16 protein-coding genes and 3 tRNA genes are annotated in these 16,877 nt (G+C 51.1%); 14 read left to right on the forward strand and 5 right to left on the reverse strand.

All coding sequences use genetic code 11. The annotated features are described in order from the left end of the window. Positions 1-320 precede the first annotated feature (320 nt). From NFR90_RS10815 to NFR90_RS10835, 5 genes are all read left to right on the forward strand, one after another. Positions 321-1,838 (forward strand): flavocytochrome c, encoded by a 1,518-nt coding sequence (locus NFR90_RS10815; protein WP_251453003.1) that lies wholly within the window; start codon positions 321-323, stop codon positions 1,836-1,838. A 78-nt stretch (positions 1,839-1,916) separates the two neighbouring features. Next, positions 1,917-2,264 carry a cytochrome c3 family protein gene (locus tag NFR90_RS10820; RefSeq protein WP_160335042.1) on the forward strand — a complete coding sequence of 116 codons (348 nt, stop codon included), beginning with the start codon at positions 1,917-1,919 and terminating at the stop codon, positions 2,262-2,264. Between the two features lie 31 nt (positions 2,265-2,295). After that, positions 2,296-3,594, forward strand: coding sequence for an FAD-dependent oxidoreductase (locus NFR90_RS10825; protein WP_251453006.1), 1,299 nt, complete (start codon positions 2,296-2,298; stop codon positions 3,592-3,594). Continuing rightward, positions 3,521-3,775 carry an FAD-binding protein gene (locus tag NFR90_RS10830; RefSeq protein WP_251453023.1) on the forward strand — a complete coding sequence of 85 codons (255 nt, stop codon included), beginning with the start codon at positions 3,521-3,523 and terminating at the stop codon, positions 3,773-3,775. Before NFR90_RS10825 ends, NFR90_RS10830 begins: the two co-directional genes overlap by 74 nt. Next, positions 3,768-5,156, forward strand: a complete 1,389-nt coding sequence (locus NFR90_RS10835; protein ID WP_160335044.1) for an FAD-binding protein — start codon at positions 3,768-3,770, stop codon at positions 5,154-5,156. Before NFR90_RS10830 ends, NFR90_RS10835 begins: the two co-directional genes overlap by 8 nt. Here the strand turns inward: NFR90_RS10835 and NFR90_RS10840 are convergent. The 5 genes from NFR90_RS10840 to NFR90_RS10860 form a co-directional block, all read right to left on the reverse strand. Beyond that, positions 5,127-5,732, reverse strand: a complete 606-nt coding sequence (locus tag NFR90_RS10840; RefSeq protein ID WP_160335045.1) for a response regulator transcription factor — start codon at positions 5,730-5,732, stop codon at positions 5,127-5,129. The two genes, NFR90_RS10835 and NFR90_RS10840, sit on opposite strands and share 30 nt — an antisense overlap. A gap of 6 nt (positions 5,733-5,738) precedes the next feature. Further along, entirely contained in the window at positions 5,739-6,362 is a 624-nt protein-coding gene (locus tag NFR90_RS10845) for a sensor histidine kinase (RefSeq protein WP_251453008.1), read from the reverse strand. A gap of 9 nt (positions 6,363-6,371) precedes the next feature. Next, positions 6,372-7,463: a PhnD/SsuA/transferrin family substrate-binding protein gene (locus NFR90_RS10850; RefSeq protein WP_251453010.1), complete on the reverse strand. Its 1,092-nt coding sequence runs from the start codon at positions 7,461-7,463 to the stop codon at positions 6,372-6,374. A gap of 735 nt (positions 7,464-8,198) precedes the next feature. Continuing rightward, positions 8,199-8,284, reverse strand: a tRNA-Leu gene (locus NFR90_RS10855). A 6-nt stretch (positions 8,285-8,290) separates the two neighbouring features. Beyond that, positions 8,291-8,366, reverse strand: a tRNA-Thr gene (locus tag NFR90_RS10860). A gap of 274 nt (positions 8,367-8,640) precedes the next feature. On the opposite strand from NFR90_RS10860, the gene tsaE reads away from it, so the two are divergent. The 9 genes from tsaE to NFR90_RS10905 all read left to right on the forward strand — a co-directional run bounded on the left by tsaE (position 8,641) and on the right by NFR90_RS10905 (position 16,590). Then, positions 8,641-9,138, forward strand: coding sequence for a tRNA (adenosine(37)-N6)-threonylcarbamoyltransferase complex ATPase subunit type 1 TsaE (gene tsaE / locus NFR90_RS10865; protein ID WP_251453018.1), 498 nt, complete (start codon positions 8,641-8,643; stop codon positions 9,136-9,138). Beyond that, positions 9,138-10,577, forward strand: a complete 1,440-nt coding sequence (locus tag NFR90_RS10870) for an N-acetylmuramoyl-L-alanine amidase (protein ID WP_160335052.1) — start codon at positions 9,138-9,140, stop codon at positions 10,575-10,577. The genes tsaE and NFR90_RS10870 overlap by 1 nt, the downstream gene beginning before the upstream one ends. A gap of 241 nt (positions 10,578-10,818) precedes the next feature. After that, positions 10,819-12,285, forward strand: coding sequence for an FtsH protease activity modulator HflK (hflK, locus tag NFR90_RS10875; RefSeq protein ID WP_251453019.1), 1,467 nt, complete (start codon positions 10,819-10,821; stop codon positions 12,283-12,285). Positions 12,286-12,295: 10 nt separating this feature from the next. Next, positions 12,296-13,177, forward strand: coding sequence for a protease modulator HflC (gene hflC, locus NFR90_RS10880; RefSeq protein WP_160335054.1), 882 nt, complete (start codon positions 12,296-12,298; stop codon positions 13,175-13,177). Positions 13,178-13,195: 18 nt separating this feature from the next. Next, entirely contained in the window at positions 13,196-13,387 is a 192-nt protein-coding gene (locus NFR90_RS10885; protein WP_160335055.1) for a DUF2065 domain-containing protein, read from the forward strand. A 12-nt stretch (positions 13,388-13,399) separates the two neighbouring features. Then, positions 13,400-14,572: an ATP phosphoribosyltransferase regulatory subunit gene (locus tag NFR90_RS10890; RefSeq protein ID WP_251453020.1), complete on the forward strand. Its 1,173-nt coding sequence runs from the start codon at positions 13,400-13,402 to the stop codon at positions 14,570-14,572. Between the two features lie 11 nt (positions 14,573-14,583). Continuing rightward, positions 14,584-15,879 (forward strand): adenylosuccinate synthase, encoded by a 1,296-nt coding sequence (locus NFR90_RS10895; protein WP_251453021.1) that lies wholly within the window; start codon positions 14,584-14,586, stop codon positions 15,877-15,879. 23 nt (positions 15,880-15,902) lie between these two features. Then, positions 15,903-16,430, forward strand: a complete 528-nt coding sequence (locus NFR90_RS10900; RefSeq protein WP_160335058.1) for a phosphoribosyltransferase — start codon at positions 15,903-15,905, stop codon at positions 16,428-16,430. A 73-nt stretch (positions 16,431-16,503) separates the two neighbouring features. Further along, positions 16,504-16,590 (forward strand) — tRNA-Leu (locus NFR90_RS10905). Positions 16,591-16,877: the final 287 nt, after the last annotated feature.

Below are 16,877 nucleotides of genomic sequence, written 5' to 3' on the forward strand. Positions count from 1 at the left end.
TCCCTGGGCTAAGGTCTCCCTTCAAAAGGAAACCCTTATCGTGGTCTTCTATTTAATTTCTGATGCGTCCGACCTGTTATAAAGTAAATGATCAAATACTGATCAAAACATTTCGGATAAAATCCCGATTCCTCCCTTTGTAAAGTACACCTAACGTCGTAGGTAGTATTGCTTAACTAATAAATTAATTACTGATAAATCAACTGGATATATTCATTGCGACGCGATAACCACTTGCTTATAGAACTATTTTTCGTATGAGAGGGGAATCCTAAAATGATTTCACTATCTTTTGATAGGTCTTAAACAAGGAGAAATTAATGGAGAATACTTCTCGCCGCTCTTTCATCAAAGGTTCGATGGCCGGCGCTGTCGCCGTCGCATCCGGTTCTTTCGCATCCGCTGCCGTCGCTCAGCAGCCAAAGACATGGGATGAAACAGTTGATGTGATCGTGATCGGATCCGGTTTTGCCGGACTAGCTGCCGCTATCGAGGCTAAGAAAGCCGGGGCCAACGTTGTCGTTTTGGAAAAAATGCCTACGGCCGGCGGTAACTCAATCATTAACGGCGGCATCCTGACTGCGACAGGCTGCCCGCAGCAGAAAATGCACAAAATCCAGGACTCTAAAGAACTTCTGGAAAAAGATATTCTCGTCGCCGGCAACTATATGAACGATCCGAAGAAAGTTCGTCAGATGGTTGATCGTGTGTTATCCAACTATGAGTGGACAGTTAATGAACTCGGAGTCGAGTATCTGCCGGACGCGATTGGCCAGGAGGGCGGCCATTCCGTTCCGCGCTATGTGACGACTAAGATCGGCTCCGGCGCCGGTATCGTCAATAAAGAACTCGAAAAGTGCAAAGAATTTGGTATCCCCGTCCGCACAAGAACTTATGTGGACCGCATCATTCGTACGCCTGAGGGGGTTCAGGGCGTCGAAGTGTTCGAGGGCTACCGCTTCCCGAAAGCGGGCAGCGGAAAACCGAAGTCAATTAAGGCCAATAAGGGCGTTGTCCTTTGCTACGGCGGCTTCTCCGCGGACGTTCCCTACAGAACAATCCAGGATCCGAAACTGAACGCGACACTCGATACAACAAATCAGCCGGGTGCTACGTCAGAGCTTTGGAGAGAAACCTCCAATATCGGATGTATGCAGGCTCAAAACGATTGGATCCAGTGCGGACCGTGGGGCAATCCTCACGAGAAGGGCATGGGAATCGGCTGGCAGTTTAACCAGACTGCCGCTGCCGAGTACGGTCTTTGGACCAACAGCGCCGGCAAGCGCTTTGTTAATGAACTGGCTAACCGTAAAGTTCGCGCAGACGCGATTATGGTTGAACAGGCAAACGGCCGTAAATGCTTCGCTATTGCCGACGCGAACGGCATCAAACCGTTTGTAGCCCAGCGACCCGGCATGCTCGATAAGCAGATCGAGCGCAAACTCGTCATGAAGTACGACACGATTGATGACATGGCGAAGGCTCAGGGCATTGATCCTGAACAGCTGAAGAAGACCATTGCTGAGTTCAACGGCTACGTGAAGTCCAAGAACGATCCGGTTCTGGGCCGCTACATCAATAATGAACAGCTTCCGGTTGAAACTGCGCCTTTCTACATTGGCGAACTTCAGCCTAAGGTTCATCACTCTATGGGCGGTCTTATCACTGACGATCAGTGCCGAGTCCTGGATGTTAAAACCGACAAGCCCATCAAAGGTTTGTACGCGGCGGGCGAAGCGACCGGACATGTCCACGGCGCGGTTCGTCTCGGCTCTGTGGCCATTCTCGACTGCCTCGTATTCGGTCGTATGGCCGGTGAAAACTGCGCTAAATCATAAGAAGTCATCACTCTTAACGAATTAAGTCGCAGAATCGGCCGCGGGATTGCCCTGCGGCCGATTGTCTAAGGAGATACTATGAAAAAAATAATGCTGCTAAGCTGCTTCTTGGCTGTGTGTTTCACCGGTTTCGCTCAGGCAGCCGAGCAAGGAAAGTTCGGTGCGGACCGCCATGTCGCCAAGGGCGTCCCCTGCGCGGCATGTCACGGAGAGAAAAATGAAATCTCCGCGCCGGACATTAACCAGTGCACTAAGTGCCATAATCCGGATGAGCTCGTAGAGAAAACGAAGAACGTGAAACCTCAGAATCCGCATACGTCGCCCCATTACTCAAACCAGCTCGAATGCACACTGTGCCATGTGCAGCACGCAGAACCTGAAAATTATTGTGCCCAGTGCCATAATTTTGATTTCAAGGTTAAATAAGCGAAATTATCCCCGCTTAGGATAATGAAACATGACGCTGAGCCATCCCACCCGCAGAGAGTTTTTTACCTATGTCGGAGCAGTTTCAGCCGCTCCGGTGTTTCGTGCGCAGGCAAAAGATGCTCACCGGTGGGACGCGTCCTTTGACGTGGTTATTGTCGGCTCGGGCGCTGCCGGCCTCTCCGCGGCACTTTCTGCTCATGAGGCTGGATGCCGCAGCATTCTCATTCTGGAAAAAATGTCTTTTGCGGGAGGCGCCTCCAGAATCTCCTGCGGCTACTTCAACGCGGTGGATCCGCAGCGGCAGCGGGCAATGCATATCGAAGACTCGCTGGAGCTTTTTGAAGCTCAGACCATTAAAAGCTCGCACGGAAAGGGCAGCAAGGAGCTGATTCACATACTGTGCTCTCAGGCGCTTGACTGTCTGCACTGGCTGGAAGGTTACGGAGTTCGCTATGCGGATAATTGCTCGCAAATCTACGGCGGCATGTTCCCGCGGGGACATATCCCGTTGGTTCAAAACCCGAATGAAAGCTATATAGATATTCTGGTCGAGCGATGCCTCGAGCGCGGCATCGAAATTCAATACTCTCAGTCCGCGGACGAAATCATTGCGGAAAACAATTGTGTGCTTGGCGTTAAGACCTCGAACACATCCGGTCCGAGTGGCAAGAAAGCTAAAACTCGATTTATCCGCGCACGCAAAGCCCTCATTCTCGCTTCCGGCGGATTTGCCGCAAATGCTGCGCTGTGCGAGGCGCACGACGTCAGACTGCGCGGACTTGAAACGACCAATCCTCCAAGTTCCACCGGAGAGGTCATGCTGGAAGCCATCGCGATCGGAGCCTATGCCGCAGGCTGCGATTACATCGAATGTATGCCGTCTCCCGTACGCTTCTCTCGTTTTGCGGTTTTTACCGAAAGAATGCTTTTTGTGGACGCAAAAGGCAGACGCTTTGTGAGAGAAGATGAGTTCAGAGACGTTATCCGCGATAAAGTCCTTTCGCTTCCCGATAAGCGCGCTTATGTGATTGTCGATAACGACGGCTATATGCAGTGTCCGCTCGCATTTCGCGAGAACGCCGAAGAAGAGCTTAAAAAGCAGAGGGTCTTCAGAGGCAGCACGATCGCGGAATTGGCAGAAAAACTCAGAATCCCGGCCGCTGTTTTTGTGAAGACCATTAAGGATTACAACGAATCGGTTTCGAGCGGAAACGACCGGCAGTTCGGACGCGGCAGAGAGAGTATGCTACGCCATTACACAGGAGCCGTTCTGGGCGGCTTCGTGCGATATGGCAATTCATCACACAATGGGCGGCCTGCTGATTGATCGGTATTGCCGTGTGATGAATTGGGAAGGAGCTCCGATTAAAGGTCTTTTTGCCTGCGGAGAAGTCGTCGGCGGAATCCACGGAGCAAATCGAATTGGAGGCAACGCGATTACGGAAGCGCATGTTTTTGGAAGAATTGCCGGAAGAAGTGCAGTGAGCGGAGTATCGGGCGATGTCTGAACATGCTTATTACGATATAGCGGTAGTAGGCGCAGGTCTTGCAGGTGTTTGTGCGGCGATCTCTGCAGCAGCCTTCCCAAAAACACGCGTTCTTCTTCTGGAATCCGCCTCAAAGCCGCTTCCTTACACAAAGACACTTCCCTTCTATGACGGGGCGATTAACGCGGTTGATCCGGCAGCTCAGGGCCGACAGGGTATATTCGATTCCCCTGAACTGTTTATGCAGCAGACACTGGAAAGGTCTGGTTATCGCGCCTCGCCAGAACTTGTTCGTGAACTCTGTTACCGCTCTTACGATGCGAAGATTTGGCTTCGCAATCTTGGCGCGGAATTTATGCTCAAGACTGTACAGCTCCCGGGATCGGGATTTCCGCGCGGGGCTTACTTTAGAGATTTATCTCAATTCAGAGAGTGTTTATTAAAAGCGCTTTTAGCGGGCGGCGTCGACTGCGTATGTTCCGCTTCAGTCAAACAAATGGAACAGAAGGACGAAGGCTGGAAGTTAACGTACGCTGAGAGTTCGGGTGCAATAAGAGAAGTTCGCACATTGTCCGTGATTGCATGCAGCGGCGGTTTTGTTTCCGATGATCGGATCTGCTCCTTTCATGATCCGAGAAATAAAGGACTGCGGAGTATTGATCCGACGCACGGCCGCAGCGCGGATTTTCTGAAAGCGCTTGTCAGAAACGGAGCGGGCTGCGTAGGAATGGATTTTCTGGATTATCTGACGGTGCTCAATGACTCCGTGCCGACACAGCTTCGTCTTCCGACGCAGGCATCCGTCCTTGTGAGCAGGGACGGCCGACTCCTGGCTACCGGTCTTGACTCCGTTGAGCGAACTGAGGCGCTGCTGTCATCTCCGGATCATACGGCCTACGCGCTTTTTCCCTCAAGTATGACGGAGAATCTTCCGAAAGCTCAGGCACAGGCGATCTGGCGAGTGTTTTCTATCGGTGAAGCGGTCTGCGTGCACAGAGGCGAAAGCGTTCAGGAGGGAAGTTTCAGTTTTGTGTCCGAGCAGTTCTGGCGGACACTGACTGCGGACCTTAGTGCATATGCCGATCGAGCAACGCGCATGAACGAGCGGCAAACGCCCGCTTTATCCCAATGGATCGGCAGCGAGAAGCTGATGCTTGTCAAAGTGACGTTGGTGAAGCAGAGGACTCTTGGCGGCGTGCGTATAGATCCGCATGCGCAGATTCTGAACGCGCTGGGTTCGCCCATTAAGGGGCTTTTCGCGGCCGGAGAAGCAGTCGGGGGAGTCCACGGCAAATCCTGCCTGCCGGGCAACTCGGAGCTTGCGGCGGTTGTTTTTGGAAGGACTGCGGCAGAGAGCGCTTCTCACTACCTCTTATCGCTCAAGAAGCTTAAAGATTTCTAGCGGAGTCTTGACCTCGAGCTTTCGGTAAATTGAGGTGCGATGCACTTTGACCGTTGTCTCTGCGATTCCAAGGTTGACTGCGATTTGCTTATTGCTGAGCCCTTCAGCGACGAGGCGCGCGACGTCGAGCTCTCGTACGGTTAAGAGGCTGACGAGTTCATGCGCTTTTTTGGAGTGCTCAATACTGGAGCGGCGTTTCCAATCGTTGCTGACAGCGGTTTCCACGCTTTCTAAGAGTCGTTCGTCATTAATCGGTTTCGTCAGAAAATCCAAAGCGCCTCTGCGCAGCGCCATCACGGCTGTCCCGACCTCGGCGAACGCTGTAATAAAAATGATCGGCAGCGCGTATTCCGCCTCGATCAGCCGATTCTGGAGCATTAAACCTGAGGTCCCAGGCATACGGATGTCCAGAATGAGGCAGCCGGGAATCATGGCATTGTCTTTTTCAAGAAATTCGTCCGCGTTCGCATAAACTTGCGTTTTCCAGCCTTCTGCCTCGAGAAGGAATTTCAGTGAATTTCTCACATCCTCATCGTCGTCCACGATTCTGACAACTGACATTGGATTTGCGCTCATAGTTTTTTATTCCTTCTCATTAGGATTGTTCTGACTTAACGGCCAAGTCACGATGACGCGAACACCGCACGGAGAATTTCTAAGGAATTGGATTTTTCCGCGTGCCGATTCGACGATTCTCTGAACAATGACAAGGCCGAGTCCAAGACCGTTGGCTTTTCTTGACTGAAGCGGTACACCGATAGAGGCGAGTTCTTCGTCCGTTAGAAGAGGTCCGTTGTCGCTGATTTCGATTAACGCGTTAGAGCCGCTTGAGCGGACGATCAGCTTCACCTGCGGTTCTGAGTTTTCCTCTCCCGCTTCCATTGCGTTTTTTAAAAGGTTGTTTAAAAGCAGTTCAGCTTCTAAAGGATTGCCGACAATACGTACGTTCGGCTCAATTTTGTGCTGCACATCAAGATTAAAAAGAATTTTGAAGTTTTGTACAGCCAGCAGGCTGAGCTGCGACAAGTCCAAGACGGTCTTCGTTTTCTCTTTATCCTTAGTGTAGGAGCGAACATGGTCGATGATTTTTGCAGCCTTGTCGCACTGATCATCAATTTTGTCGATGACGGAGCCCATTGTCGGTCTGTCAGGAACGATGTCCTTTGCGAGCATTCGAGTGATTGCACGGGCATAGTTATGAATCACTGCAAGCGGCTACTTAAGCTCGTGGGCGAGCATTGAAGAAATCTCGCCGACCATGCCGATACGTTCCATATAGGCCAAACGTTTGATGTACGCGTTGACTTCTTCTTTCATGGCTTCTCTTTCTTTTAGGGCGAGCGTCAGCTGCGCGGTTCTTCGCTTAACCAGAACCTCTGTTCTGAGCGAATGGATAATTAGCGCAAGGACAGCCAGCAGGGCGAAACAGAGGTACATCCAGTATTCTTTAAGCAGCGTCAGCAGAGACTGGTCGGGACGCTTTAAGTAGTCCGCGTCACGAATCACGGACAAAAGCTCATGAACGAATTCGAACGTTGTCGGAAGGCTCCATTCGTAGCCGTCTGCGCTAGGCATTCCAAGCAGCGAAGCCGTTAACCGGGCGGCGGTTTCTGAATCTGAGGACGGGAAGGCCGCGAAAGTGAGACCCGGATACAAAGAAGAGGAACTTGCCAAATTTGGATTGGAAGAGGTTTCTCCTACGACTTTTAGAAGTTTTGCGGCAGATGCATCCGAACTCTTGAGCTTTTCGAGTGCGCCCGCAGGCAGCAGCAGAGCGGAGATTTGACTGCTTAGAAGAAGATCAAGCAGCTGTGTTTCTGACTGAGAGAAGAGCTCGATAGAGATATTTTTGCCTCTGTCGGCGTCTGAATCGAGCTGCAGGAGTTCTCTTTTAAACGCCTTAACAAAAAATGCCCGGCTTTCGTCTTTTGAGACAGCGACGCGGGTGAGATCAGAAAGCTCTCTGATGTTTTTGTTGTCTGCGCTAATGAGCACGGCTGCACCGGAGACTTTTTTGCTTTCATCGGAAATCAGGCGCTGGCTGCACAGTGCATGTGCGCCGAAATGGATTTCCATTGCCGCGTAAGCGTCAGGTCCGAGCAGAGCGAAGTCGATTTTGCGCTCCTGCGCAAGCTTTGTTATTTGATCCAGCGGGAGTTTTTTGAAGATGATGCTTCGATCGTAGTTGCTGTCCGAAAGAAAACGTATTGTCTCTTTGGCAAATGAGCGTTCCAATGCTGTTTGGTTGCTGTTCTGCACAGCCACAACAATGGCGGCTTCATCGGCGGCCGCGGCAGCCTGTAGCACAAAAACAGCTTGTGAAGCAATTATGAGTGGTAGGCCCAGACGCCTGATCGAAGCTAAGAGAGTCACTTGTGTCACCTGAGTTTATAGAATATTGGCTTTTCCAGGTGCGAGCAATCCCGTGTCTAAGCTTTAGGTTGTAGCTAAAAAGCGCTATGTTGATTGAGATAAAAAGCGATTCGTATTGGTACACAGGCCTTCTGTGGAAGCATTAAGTATTTTTATTCTGTCTCCGGATTTAAAAGACCGACCGTTTGGTTAGAAAACGGAAAGAGCAAAAACTCTGACTTTTCCGGTTTAGTGAATTCTTCGGTTGGTGAGGAAACCATACGGCAGCGCTTGATAGGCTTCGAGCTATTAGGAAGGGGCTCGGGTCAAGTTGTCATCGTCTTTGTATTGGCTAGAGGATGCACAAACGATTATGAAGAATACGGGTATCGCTGCAGTGATTATCTTATCTAAGGATGCGTAAAGGCCTATATCGCCATGGGCTAATGTGAAAATTAAGAGACAGGCGTCTGCTTCAGCTGAACTTGGATTTTTTCTGCTTGAAGAAGTGTCGTGACTCGAGAGCTTCTTCTGATGAACAGCTGGGATACCATCCAAGATACCATCTAGGATACCAAAAGTTTTTGGCTTGTCTCGTATAGCCTTGGATAGCTACAGCGGCTAACGCCCCGTATTTATTGAAGATAAAGAAAAACCCCGTAAAGCTGCGGGGTCTCTCAGAATTCGTTTTGGTGCCCAGGGCGAGACTCGAACTCGCACGCTTTTAAGGGCGGAGGATTTTGAATCCTCTGTGTCTACCATTTCACCACCTAGGCATCCCATGGTGCCGGCAAGAGGAGTCGAACCTCCGACCTTCGCATTACGAATGCGCTGCTCTACCAACTGAGCTATGCCGGCAACAGGAAAAACGTATTATATAGAGATTTAAAAATTAGGCAAATAGTGGTTTGCCTGGCCCTGCGGCAGATGATTCGGCGGTTTTCGCCGGATCTAACCGAGCGTTTTTAAGTTTCATATCCCGGCTCCATGTGAACAAATATGGCTCTTCCTTCAGAGCGGGTCTCGGAGAGTGGAAAAATATTCAGCGCGGCAAAAGATTGTGAACAGAGATTTTTTCATACAATCGAAAAGATCATTGTGTTATCTTTAGATTTCACATTAAAAAGAATGTATGAACCACGCTGACGTATTCTTTCAACGGTATCTTCCCGATGAGCAGGCGACCAATGAACTTGGAGCCGAGCTTGCCGCTGTTCTCTTAGAAAATAAAGATGAAATTCTCTCTTCCGGATTGAATATTCGTCTCTGCGGCGACTTGGGCGCCGGCAAAACAACTCTGACACGCGCGCTTTTGAGAGCGCTCGGTTTTGAGGGCAGAGTCAAAAGCCCGACGTTTACGCTGCTTGAGCCGTACTCCATTGACGGCTTCACGCTCAACCATTTCGATTTTTACCGCTTTGAAGGCCCGGAAGAATTTGAGGATGCGGGGTTTAGAGAAAACTTCAGCCCGGGAAGAGTATGCGTCACGGAGTGGACTCAGAAAGCCGAGCCGCTCGTTCCCGGCGCAGATCTGATGATCTCGCTTTTACCCAAAGACGACGGAAGAGAAGTTCAGGTGAGCGCATTGACCGATCACGGCGTGCGGATTGTTAGAGGTCTGGAAAGATAATGAGCTGCTTTACCCGCCGCGATCTAATTTACGGCTCTCTCTGCTCGGCATTTCTTACGTATGTGCCGGCCGTGTCGGCTAAAACGCCTCAGATCATCGACGTTCGTACTTGGCCTGCGGATGAATACACCCGCGTGACGATTGAGAGCGACGCGCCCCTAAAACTGAATTACTTCATGCTCCGCGTGGCTGATCCGATCCGCCTGGTTGTGGATATGGACGGACTCAGACTCACGGACAAATTAAAAAACATTATTCAGAAGGTTAAGCCGAACGATCCGTATATTCAGAGGATTCGCTGCGGTCAGTACAAACCGACGGTCGTTCGCATCACGATCGATTTCAAACAGGACGTCTCACCTCAGATTTTTAGTCTGAAGCCCGCGGGCACCTATAAATACCGCACGGTTTTTGACGTCTATCCGGTCCAGGAGAAGGATCCGATCCTTGCGATCCTCAAGAAGGAAGAAGAGGAACCCGACGCGGTCCAGAAACTCGTCGCGCAGGTCGCCGAGGGTCAGAAGCGAATGGAAGAAAACCGTGAGGAAGCCGATGCGGATCAGCTCGAGCAGATCCTCGCGGGTATTGAAAGCGGAACTCTGGTGCCGGTAAAACCGGAAGTGCAGCCCTCAGCGGGTAAAACACCCAAGCCGTCTTCTCAGACGAGTAAACCGCCCGTTATCGCCTCGACAAAGAAAAAGCCTCAGAAAACGGAAACAAAAACAACTTCCAAGAGACGCACCCGAGCGCTGGTCATCATGATTGATCCGGGCCACGGCGGAGAAGACCCCGGTGCGATCGGTAAACGCTACCGCACTCGAGAAAAGGATGTCGTTCTTTCCGTCGCCAAAATTCTCAGAGCGGAACTCAATCGCCTTGAAGGCTTCAGAGCGCTTCTGACGCGCGACGGAGATTATTTCGTTCCCCTTCAGCGAAGAGTGCAGAAAGCGCGTGCGGCCAAGGCGGACTTTTTTGTTTCGATCCATGCGGACGCATGGGTTAAGCCGGCAGCCAAAGGATCCTCTCTTTTTGTGCTGAACACTAAAGGACGCGTCTCGAGCTCAAACAAGTGGCTTGCCCGCAACCAGAACAACGCCGACTTAATCGGCGGCGCGAACATTAGTACAAAAGACAAACAGATCGCCCGAATCCTGATGGATATGTCGTTTACGGCTCAGGTGAGCGACAGTACGATTTACGGTGCCTATATTCTTAATGAACTGAGCCGCATTAATCAGCTGCATAAGTCTAAAGTCGAGCAGGCGAACTTCGCCGTTCTGAAGGCGCCGGATATTCCTTCCGTGCTGGTGGAAACAGCCTTCCTCTCTAATCCGGAGGAAGAGCGCAAGCTTCGGACTCAGGCCTTCCAGCGCAAATTAGCCTGCGCGATCGGCAACGGCATCCTTAAGGGTTTCGGCCGCAAGGCGGTTTTAGCATAGGCGTTTCACGAAACAAACGCTTCGCAGAAGTTGTCTGAATAGCTTTTGACGGCGTCTTGCCGTGCGGTGCAAAGCTTGGAATCGGACTGAACGGCGGCGGGCGGAAGATTAAAGATTAAGAAAAAGTATTGCAAAATTTATCGCAATATTTGTTCTTAATAATCAAGTGATAGAATCCTTAGTCCAATTATTTAATATGACGCTCCGACTATAGAGCGTTTACAAAGGACTGTTTAGATAAATGTCACTGAATGACCCCCATTGGGGCCGTAAAGGCTCGGAAGAAAACCCTTCCAACGACAAAGATGAGGCAAAGAATCCTCAGACTGATCGTCAGCAAGAAGTCCAACCCGGAAAAGATGAATTCAGGCAGCCTGAGCAGAAAAGACCTCAGGCTTCCGATCAGGAAGTTGATTTGGAAGAGCTCTGGAAGCAGTTCAACGACCGTATGAATTCTTTATTTGGCAATAAACAACAGAAAAATCAGCCGCGATCCGACGCTGAGGCGAACATGAATCGTCCTCAGACCGAGGATCGGCAGGACGATTATGACTTTGACGAACCTCCGCTTCGCAAGGACCACGACTTTAAGCAGCCCGCGAGCGGCGGCGGAAATACGGGCGGCGGCGGATTCCGTCCGCCTCAGTTCGAGGCCGGACGTAATTTCTCCGCAGGCTTTGTCGCGGCAGCCGCTGCGATTGCGGTGTGCGCTTGGCTTGCTTCGGGCTTTTATATCGTTCCCGAAGGCCAGAAGGGCGTGGTGACGACCTTCGGCCGCTATACCGAAAGCATGAACGCGGGTTTCCGCTGGCATCTGCCTTATCCGATCCAGGATGTTCAGCTCGTTGACGTGAGCTCCGTTCGTAAAGCTGAAATCGGTATGAGAGGTTCCTCTCAGCGCCTTAAAGAAGCGCTGATGCTGACGGATGATGAGAACATCGTGGATGTGATGTTCAACGTTCAGTACCGTATAAAGGAAGGTCCCGGCGCGGCAGAATTCCTCTTCAAGACCCGAGATCCGATGGGCGCGGTTATTCAGACAGCGGAATCGGCTATGCGCGAAGTGGTCGGCAGAAAGAAGATGGACAGCGTCTTATTTGAATCCAAACAGGAGATCGCCGAAGAAGTGAAGCGCCTCATGCAGGAAATGCTTGATCGTTATCACAGCGGTATTCAGATTCTCTCCGTGGCGATTCAGAACGCTCAGCCGCCGGAACAGGTTCAGGCCGCCTTTAACGACGCTGTTAAAGCCGGTCAGGACAGAGAGAGACAGATTAACGAGGGCGAAGCCTATGCCAACGATGTTGTGCCGAAAGCCAAGGGTATGGCAGAACGCCTGAGACAGGAAGCGGAAGCCTACAAGTCCCGTGTGGTCTCTCAGGCCGAAGGTGACTCCTCTCGCTTCGCACAGGTTTACGCTCAGTATGAAAAAGCTCCGAAGGTAACCCGTGACCGTATGTATGTAGACGCTATGCAGCAGATCTACAACAACACCTCCAAGGTCATGGTTGATTCCAAGTCCTCCGGCAATCTGCTTTATCTGCCGCTTGATCAGCTGATGAAGCGCAGCGAAAGCTCGACTCGTCCCTCTGCCGATACTGCGGCAGCCGACACCGCAGCGCAGGCCGCTGCGCCTGCAAAGAGCGCTGAGGGGCAGACTCAGGATAATTCATACACTTCCCGTCCTTTATCCCGGACGCTGAGATAAGGATTGAGAGATGAAAAAAATAATCGTACTTGCCATTTTTGTTTTTCTTGCCGCCTTGTTCGGTCGCACCTGCCTGTACACCGTCAATGAGCGCGAATACGCGCTGGTGTTCATGCTCGGCGAGTTAAGAGACATCGTGGACAAACCCGGACTTCATGTGAAGCTTCCGGCTCCGCTTCAGAATGTGGTTTATTTGGATAAGCGCATCCTGACGATTGATACGCCGGTTGCGGATTTGGTCCAGACAAGCGAAAAGAAGAACCTGATGATCGACAGTTACGTCAGATGGCGTATTTCCGATCCGCGCCGCTACTGGGTTTCTTTCCAGGGCAGCGAAAGAGCGGCCGAAGACCGTATGTCTTCGCTGCTTCGCGACGTGCTGAACCAGGCGGTGAACAGAAGAACCGTCAACGACATCACTTCGCGCGACAGAGCTCAGGCGATGGCTGAAATTTCCGAAGCGCTTCAGAAGCGCGTAACGGATCTCGGCATTGAAGTGGTCGACGTTCGTCTCAAACGCGTGGACTTTACTCCGGAGATTTCCGAGTCGGTTTACCGCCGTATGGAAGCTGAGCGTAAGCGTGTCGCAAGCGAAGAGCGCTCCAAGGGTGCTGCTGAAGCAGAAAAGATTAAAGCGGACGCGGATCGTCAGAGAACCGTCATTCTGTCCGAAGCGTATCGTGACGCTCAGGACATTAAGGGCGCGGGCGACGCCAAAGCCAACGAGATTTATGCTCAGGTCTTCGGCAAGGATCCAGAATTCGCGAAGTTCTATCGTTCTTTAGAGGCGTACCGTCAGTCCTTTAACAAGCCCTCTGATATGCTGGTTGTTGACCCGAGCAGCGAGTTCTTCCAGTATCTGAAAAACTCAAAGGCCGGCGCTCAAAACTAAACATCGCTAGGTAAGAAAATGGAAACCCTTCTCTGTGCAATAGGCTTTGTCCTTGTACTGGAAGGGTTTTTACCTTTTATCGCCCCTGACTTCTGGAAGAGGGCCGTGCGCGAATCGACCAGAATTCCTAGCGAGAAGATCCGAATCATAGGCTTTGGGAGTGTAGTCTTAGGGTTGGTTGTTGTTTGGTCGACAATGTTAGTTTTTTAGAAGGGTTGAATTATGTCAGTATGGCTTCTTCCCGAGAACATCGCGGACATGCTTCCGCGGGAGGCTCGAGTTATTGAAGCAATGAGGAGCTCGTTTCTGAGCCTTGTCACTTCACACGGATTTGAAATTGTCCGTCCGCCGCTTGTGGAATATGTAGATTCTCTTTTGACAGGGACCGGAGGCGATCTGGACTTACGTACCTTCAAAATTGTCGATCAGGTTTCCGGCAGAACGATGGGCATTCGCGCGGACATGACGCCGCAGGTCGCTCGTATCGACGCACACATTCTCAACCGCGAAGGCGTCTCGCGACTGTGCTATGTCGGAAGCGTGCTGCATGCAAGACCGCTGCATCCGATGGCTTCACGCCAGCCGTATGTCGCGGGCGTCGAGCTTTTCGGTTCCACGAGCGCTTACAGTGACAAAGAAGTGATTTGCCTCGGTCTTGAGGCGCTCAGGACATTTAATATTCAGAACATTATGCTGGATCTCGGCCACACCGGTGTCGTTAAGGCGATTCTGGACAAGGATCCGGCTTCCGGCTCGGTGCAGGATCAGATTCTTTTTGCGCTCAGCCACAAAGACAGAACCTCGATCGAAGAGTTCAGAGGAGTACTGCAGGATCGAACGGTTGACGCGCTGTTAAAACTTGCCGTCATGTTTGGAGATGAATCGGTTCTGGATAAGATTGCCGAAGAATTCTCCGACTATCCTGAAATTCTTCCTATTTTGGATCACGTACGCTGGCTCGGCAGAATGAGCGGAGCCGACGGCGTGAGCTATGACTTTGCCGACGTTCACGGCTATCAGTATCTGACCGGTGTGACTTACAGCGTCAATATTCCGGGCCGCTATCAGGCGGTGCTGAGAGGCGGACGCTATGACGACATCGGCGCAAGATTCGGCCGACGCAGACCCGCGGTCGGCTTCACGCTTTATTTAAGAGAAATTGTCGCGGTGATGGACACCCGCAGACCGTATGCCGTATTAGCCCCGATTAACGATGAAGACCCTTTGCTCAACGCAAAAATTAAAGAACTTAGAAGCAAGGGATTAATTGTGGTCCAGTCCCTTCCGGAAGACAGTATTGAATCTCTGGAAGAAGCTTATCGACTGGATGAAGAATTGTTATTTATTGATGGAACTTGGACGGTGACGGAGCGATCTGTCGGTCGTCGAATTTAAAAGAGGACTATATGAGTAAGAACGTAGTTGTAGTGGGCGCCCAATGGGGCGACGAAGGCAAAGGCAAGGTTGTTGACTGGCTGACCGAGAAAGTGCAGGGCGTGGTTCGTTTTAACGGCGGACACAATGCTGGCCATACTCTGGTTATCAACGGCAACAAGACTGTGCTTCGTCTGATCCCGTCCGGAGTGATGCATGCGCACGTCAAGTGCTACATCGGCAACGGAGCCGTTGTCAGCCCGGAAGCTCTTCTGAAAGAAATTGACGATTTGAAATCGCACGGCGTTGACGCTGAAAATAGAGTTTTTGTTTCCGGTCAGTGCCCTCTGGTTCTTCCGTACCATATCGCTCTTGACCATGCGCGCGAAGCCGCACTTGGCGATAAGAAGATCGGTACGACAGGCCGCGGCATTGGTCCTGCCTATGAAGACAAGATTGCAAGACGCGCGCTGCATGTGAAAGATCTTTGCGATCCGGAAGGCTTTGCCGCCAAGGTTCGCGCTAACAGCAAACTGATCAACTTCCTCCTTGTTAACTTCTACAAGGCTGAAGCTGTTGACGTTGAGAAGATGATTAACGAGACGCTTGCCATGGCGCCGAGAATCACTTCCAAGATCTGCGACGTTTCTCACACACTCAATAAGCTGATGGCCGACGGCGAACAGTTCCTCTTTGAAGGCGCCCAGGGCACCATGCTTGACATTGACCACGGCACCTATCCGTTTGTCACATCGAGCAACACGGTTGCGGGTTTTGCTAGCCCCGGCGCCGGCATCGGTCCTCAGAAACTGAACTACATTCTCGGCATTACGAAGGCCTACTGCACCCGTGTCGGTTCCGGTCCTTTCCCGACAGAGCTGTTTGATGAAGTCGGCGCAGAGATCGCTAAACGCGGCAATGAATTCGGTGCTGTTACCGGCCGTCCGCGCCGCTGCGGCTGGTTTGACGGCGCAGCGCTGAGAAGATCCGTTGAGTGGAACGGCCTTTCCGGTTTAGCCGTTATGAAGCTTGACGTTCTTGACGGCTTTGAGACGGTTCGTCTTGGTGTCGGATATGAATACCAGGGCAAGCGCATTGACGTAACTCCGGTCGGAGCCGAGATGCTTGCCGAATGCAAGCCGATTTATGAAGATTTCCCGGGCTGGAAGGAACCCACCTTTGGTATTACAAAGTGGGACGATCTGCCGGAGAACGCGAAGAAGTATCTGAAGCGTCTTTCCGAGGTTGCGGGCTGCCCGATCGCTCTGGTTTCCACCGGGCCGGACAGAGGTCAGACGATTCTTCTTCATGACCCGTTTGCTGAATAATTTTTTTGTTTGAGGGATATTGAATGAAAGACCTTCATGTATCTTGGGATGAGTATCACCGTTTAATTGAAACTTTAGCCTTTAATGTTTACGACAGCGGCTGGAAGTTTGATTCTCTTTTATGCCTTTCTCGCGGCGGTCTCAGACCGGGCGACATTCTGTCGCGCATTTTTGACATGCCGCTGAACATTTTGGCGACGAGCTCTTACCGAGAAGCAGCGGGTACTGTCCAGGGCACGCTCGACATTGGCAAATACATTGCCTCGAGCAGACCGGACTCTTTGAAAGGCAAGGTTCTTCTGGTTGACGATCTGGTGGATTCCGGTCTGACGTTTAAGCGCGTGACCGAGCACCTGAGAAACAACTACAAAGGCATTACGGAAGTGAGAACCGCGGTGCTTTGGTGGAAGTCCTGCTCGCAGGTTGAACCGGACTATTACGTTGAATACTTAGGCGATAATCCTTGGATTCATCAGCCGTTTGAAGTTTACGACGTGATGCGTCTCGGCCAGCTTGTTGCCAAGGTCGAAGGCCACAGAAAGCCTGAATAATAATTAGTAACATTTATCAAGAACCGTAATTTGCATATTTGAAGATGTCTATGTAGAATTACGGTTCTTGGTTGCCCGGGTGGCGAAATTGGTAGACGCACTAGCTTCAGGTGCTAGCGCCTTCACGGGCGTGCTGGTTCGAGTCCAGTCCCGGGCACCAAATAGGATTCTGAGAGACCCCGTAGCTTTACGGGGTTTTTCTTCAATAAATACGGGGATTTTACATCCGTAGCTATCCGAGACTGTACGAGACAAGCTAATTTTTTTGGTATCTCAAAAAATTAATTATGTCCAAGCAAGCAAAACTATTAACCGACAAGGAAATCAAAGTGCTTACTCTTGGTAGTCATGCAGTCGGAGGAGTAGCAGGCTGAAATATTGCAGAATCTAGAGCCTCTAGCAGAGGCTCAGCTTTTAATCTGAAGGCATCTTCTTTAGAAGTCTGTC

The sequence above is a fragment of the Parasutterella muris genome (genome assembly GCF_943193095.1).
GTDB lineage: Bacteria > Pseudomonadota > Gammaproteobacteria > Burkholderiales > Burkholderiaceae_F > Parasutterella > Parasutterella muris.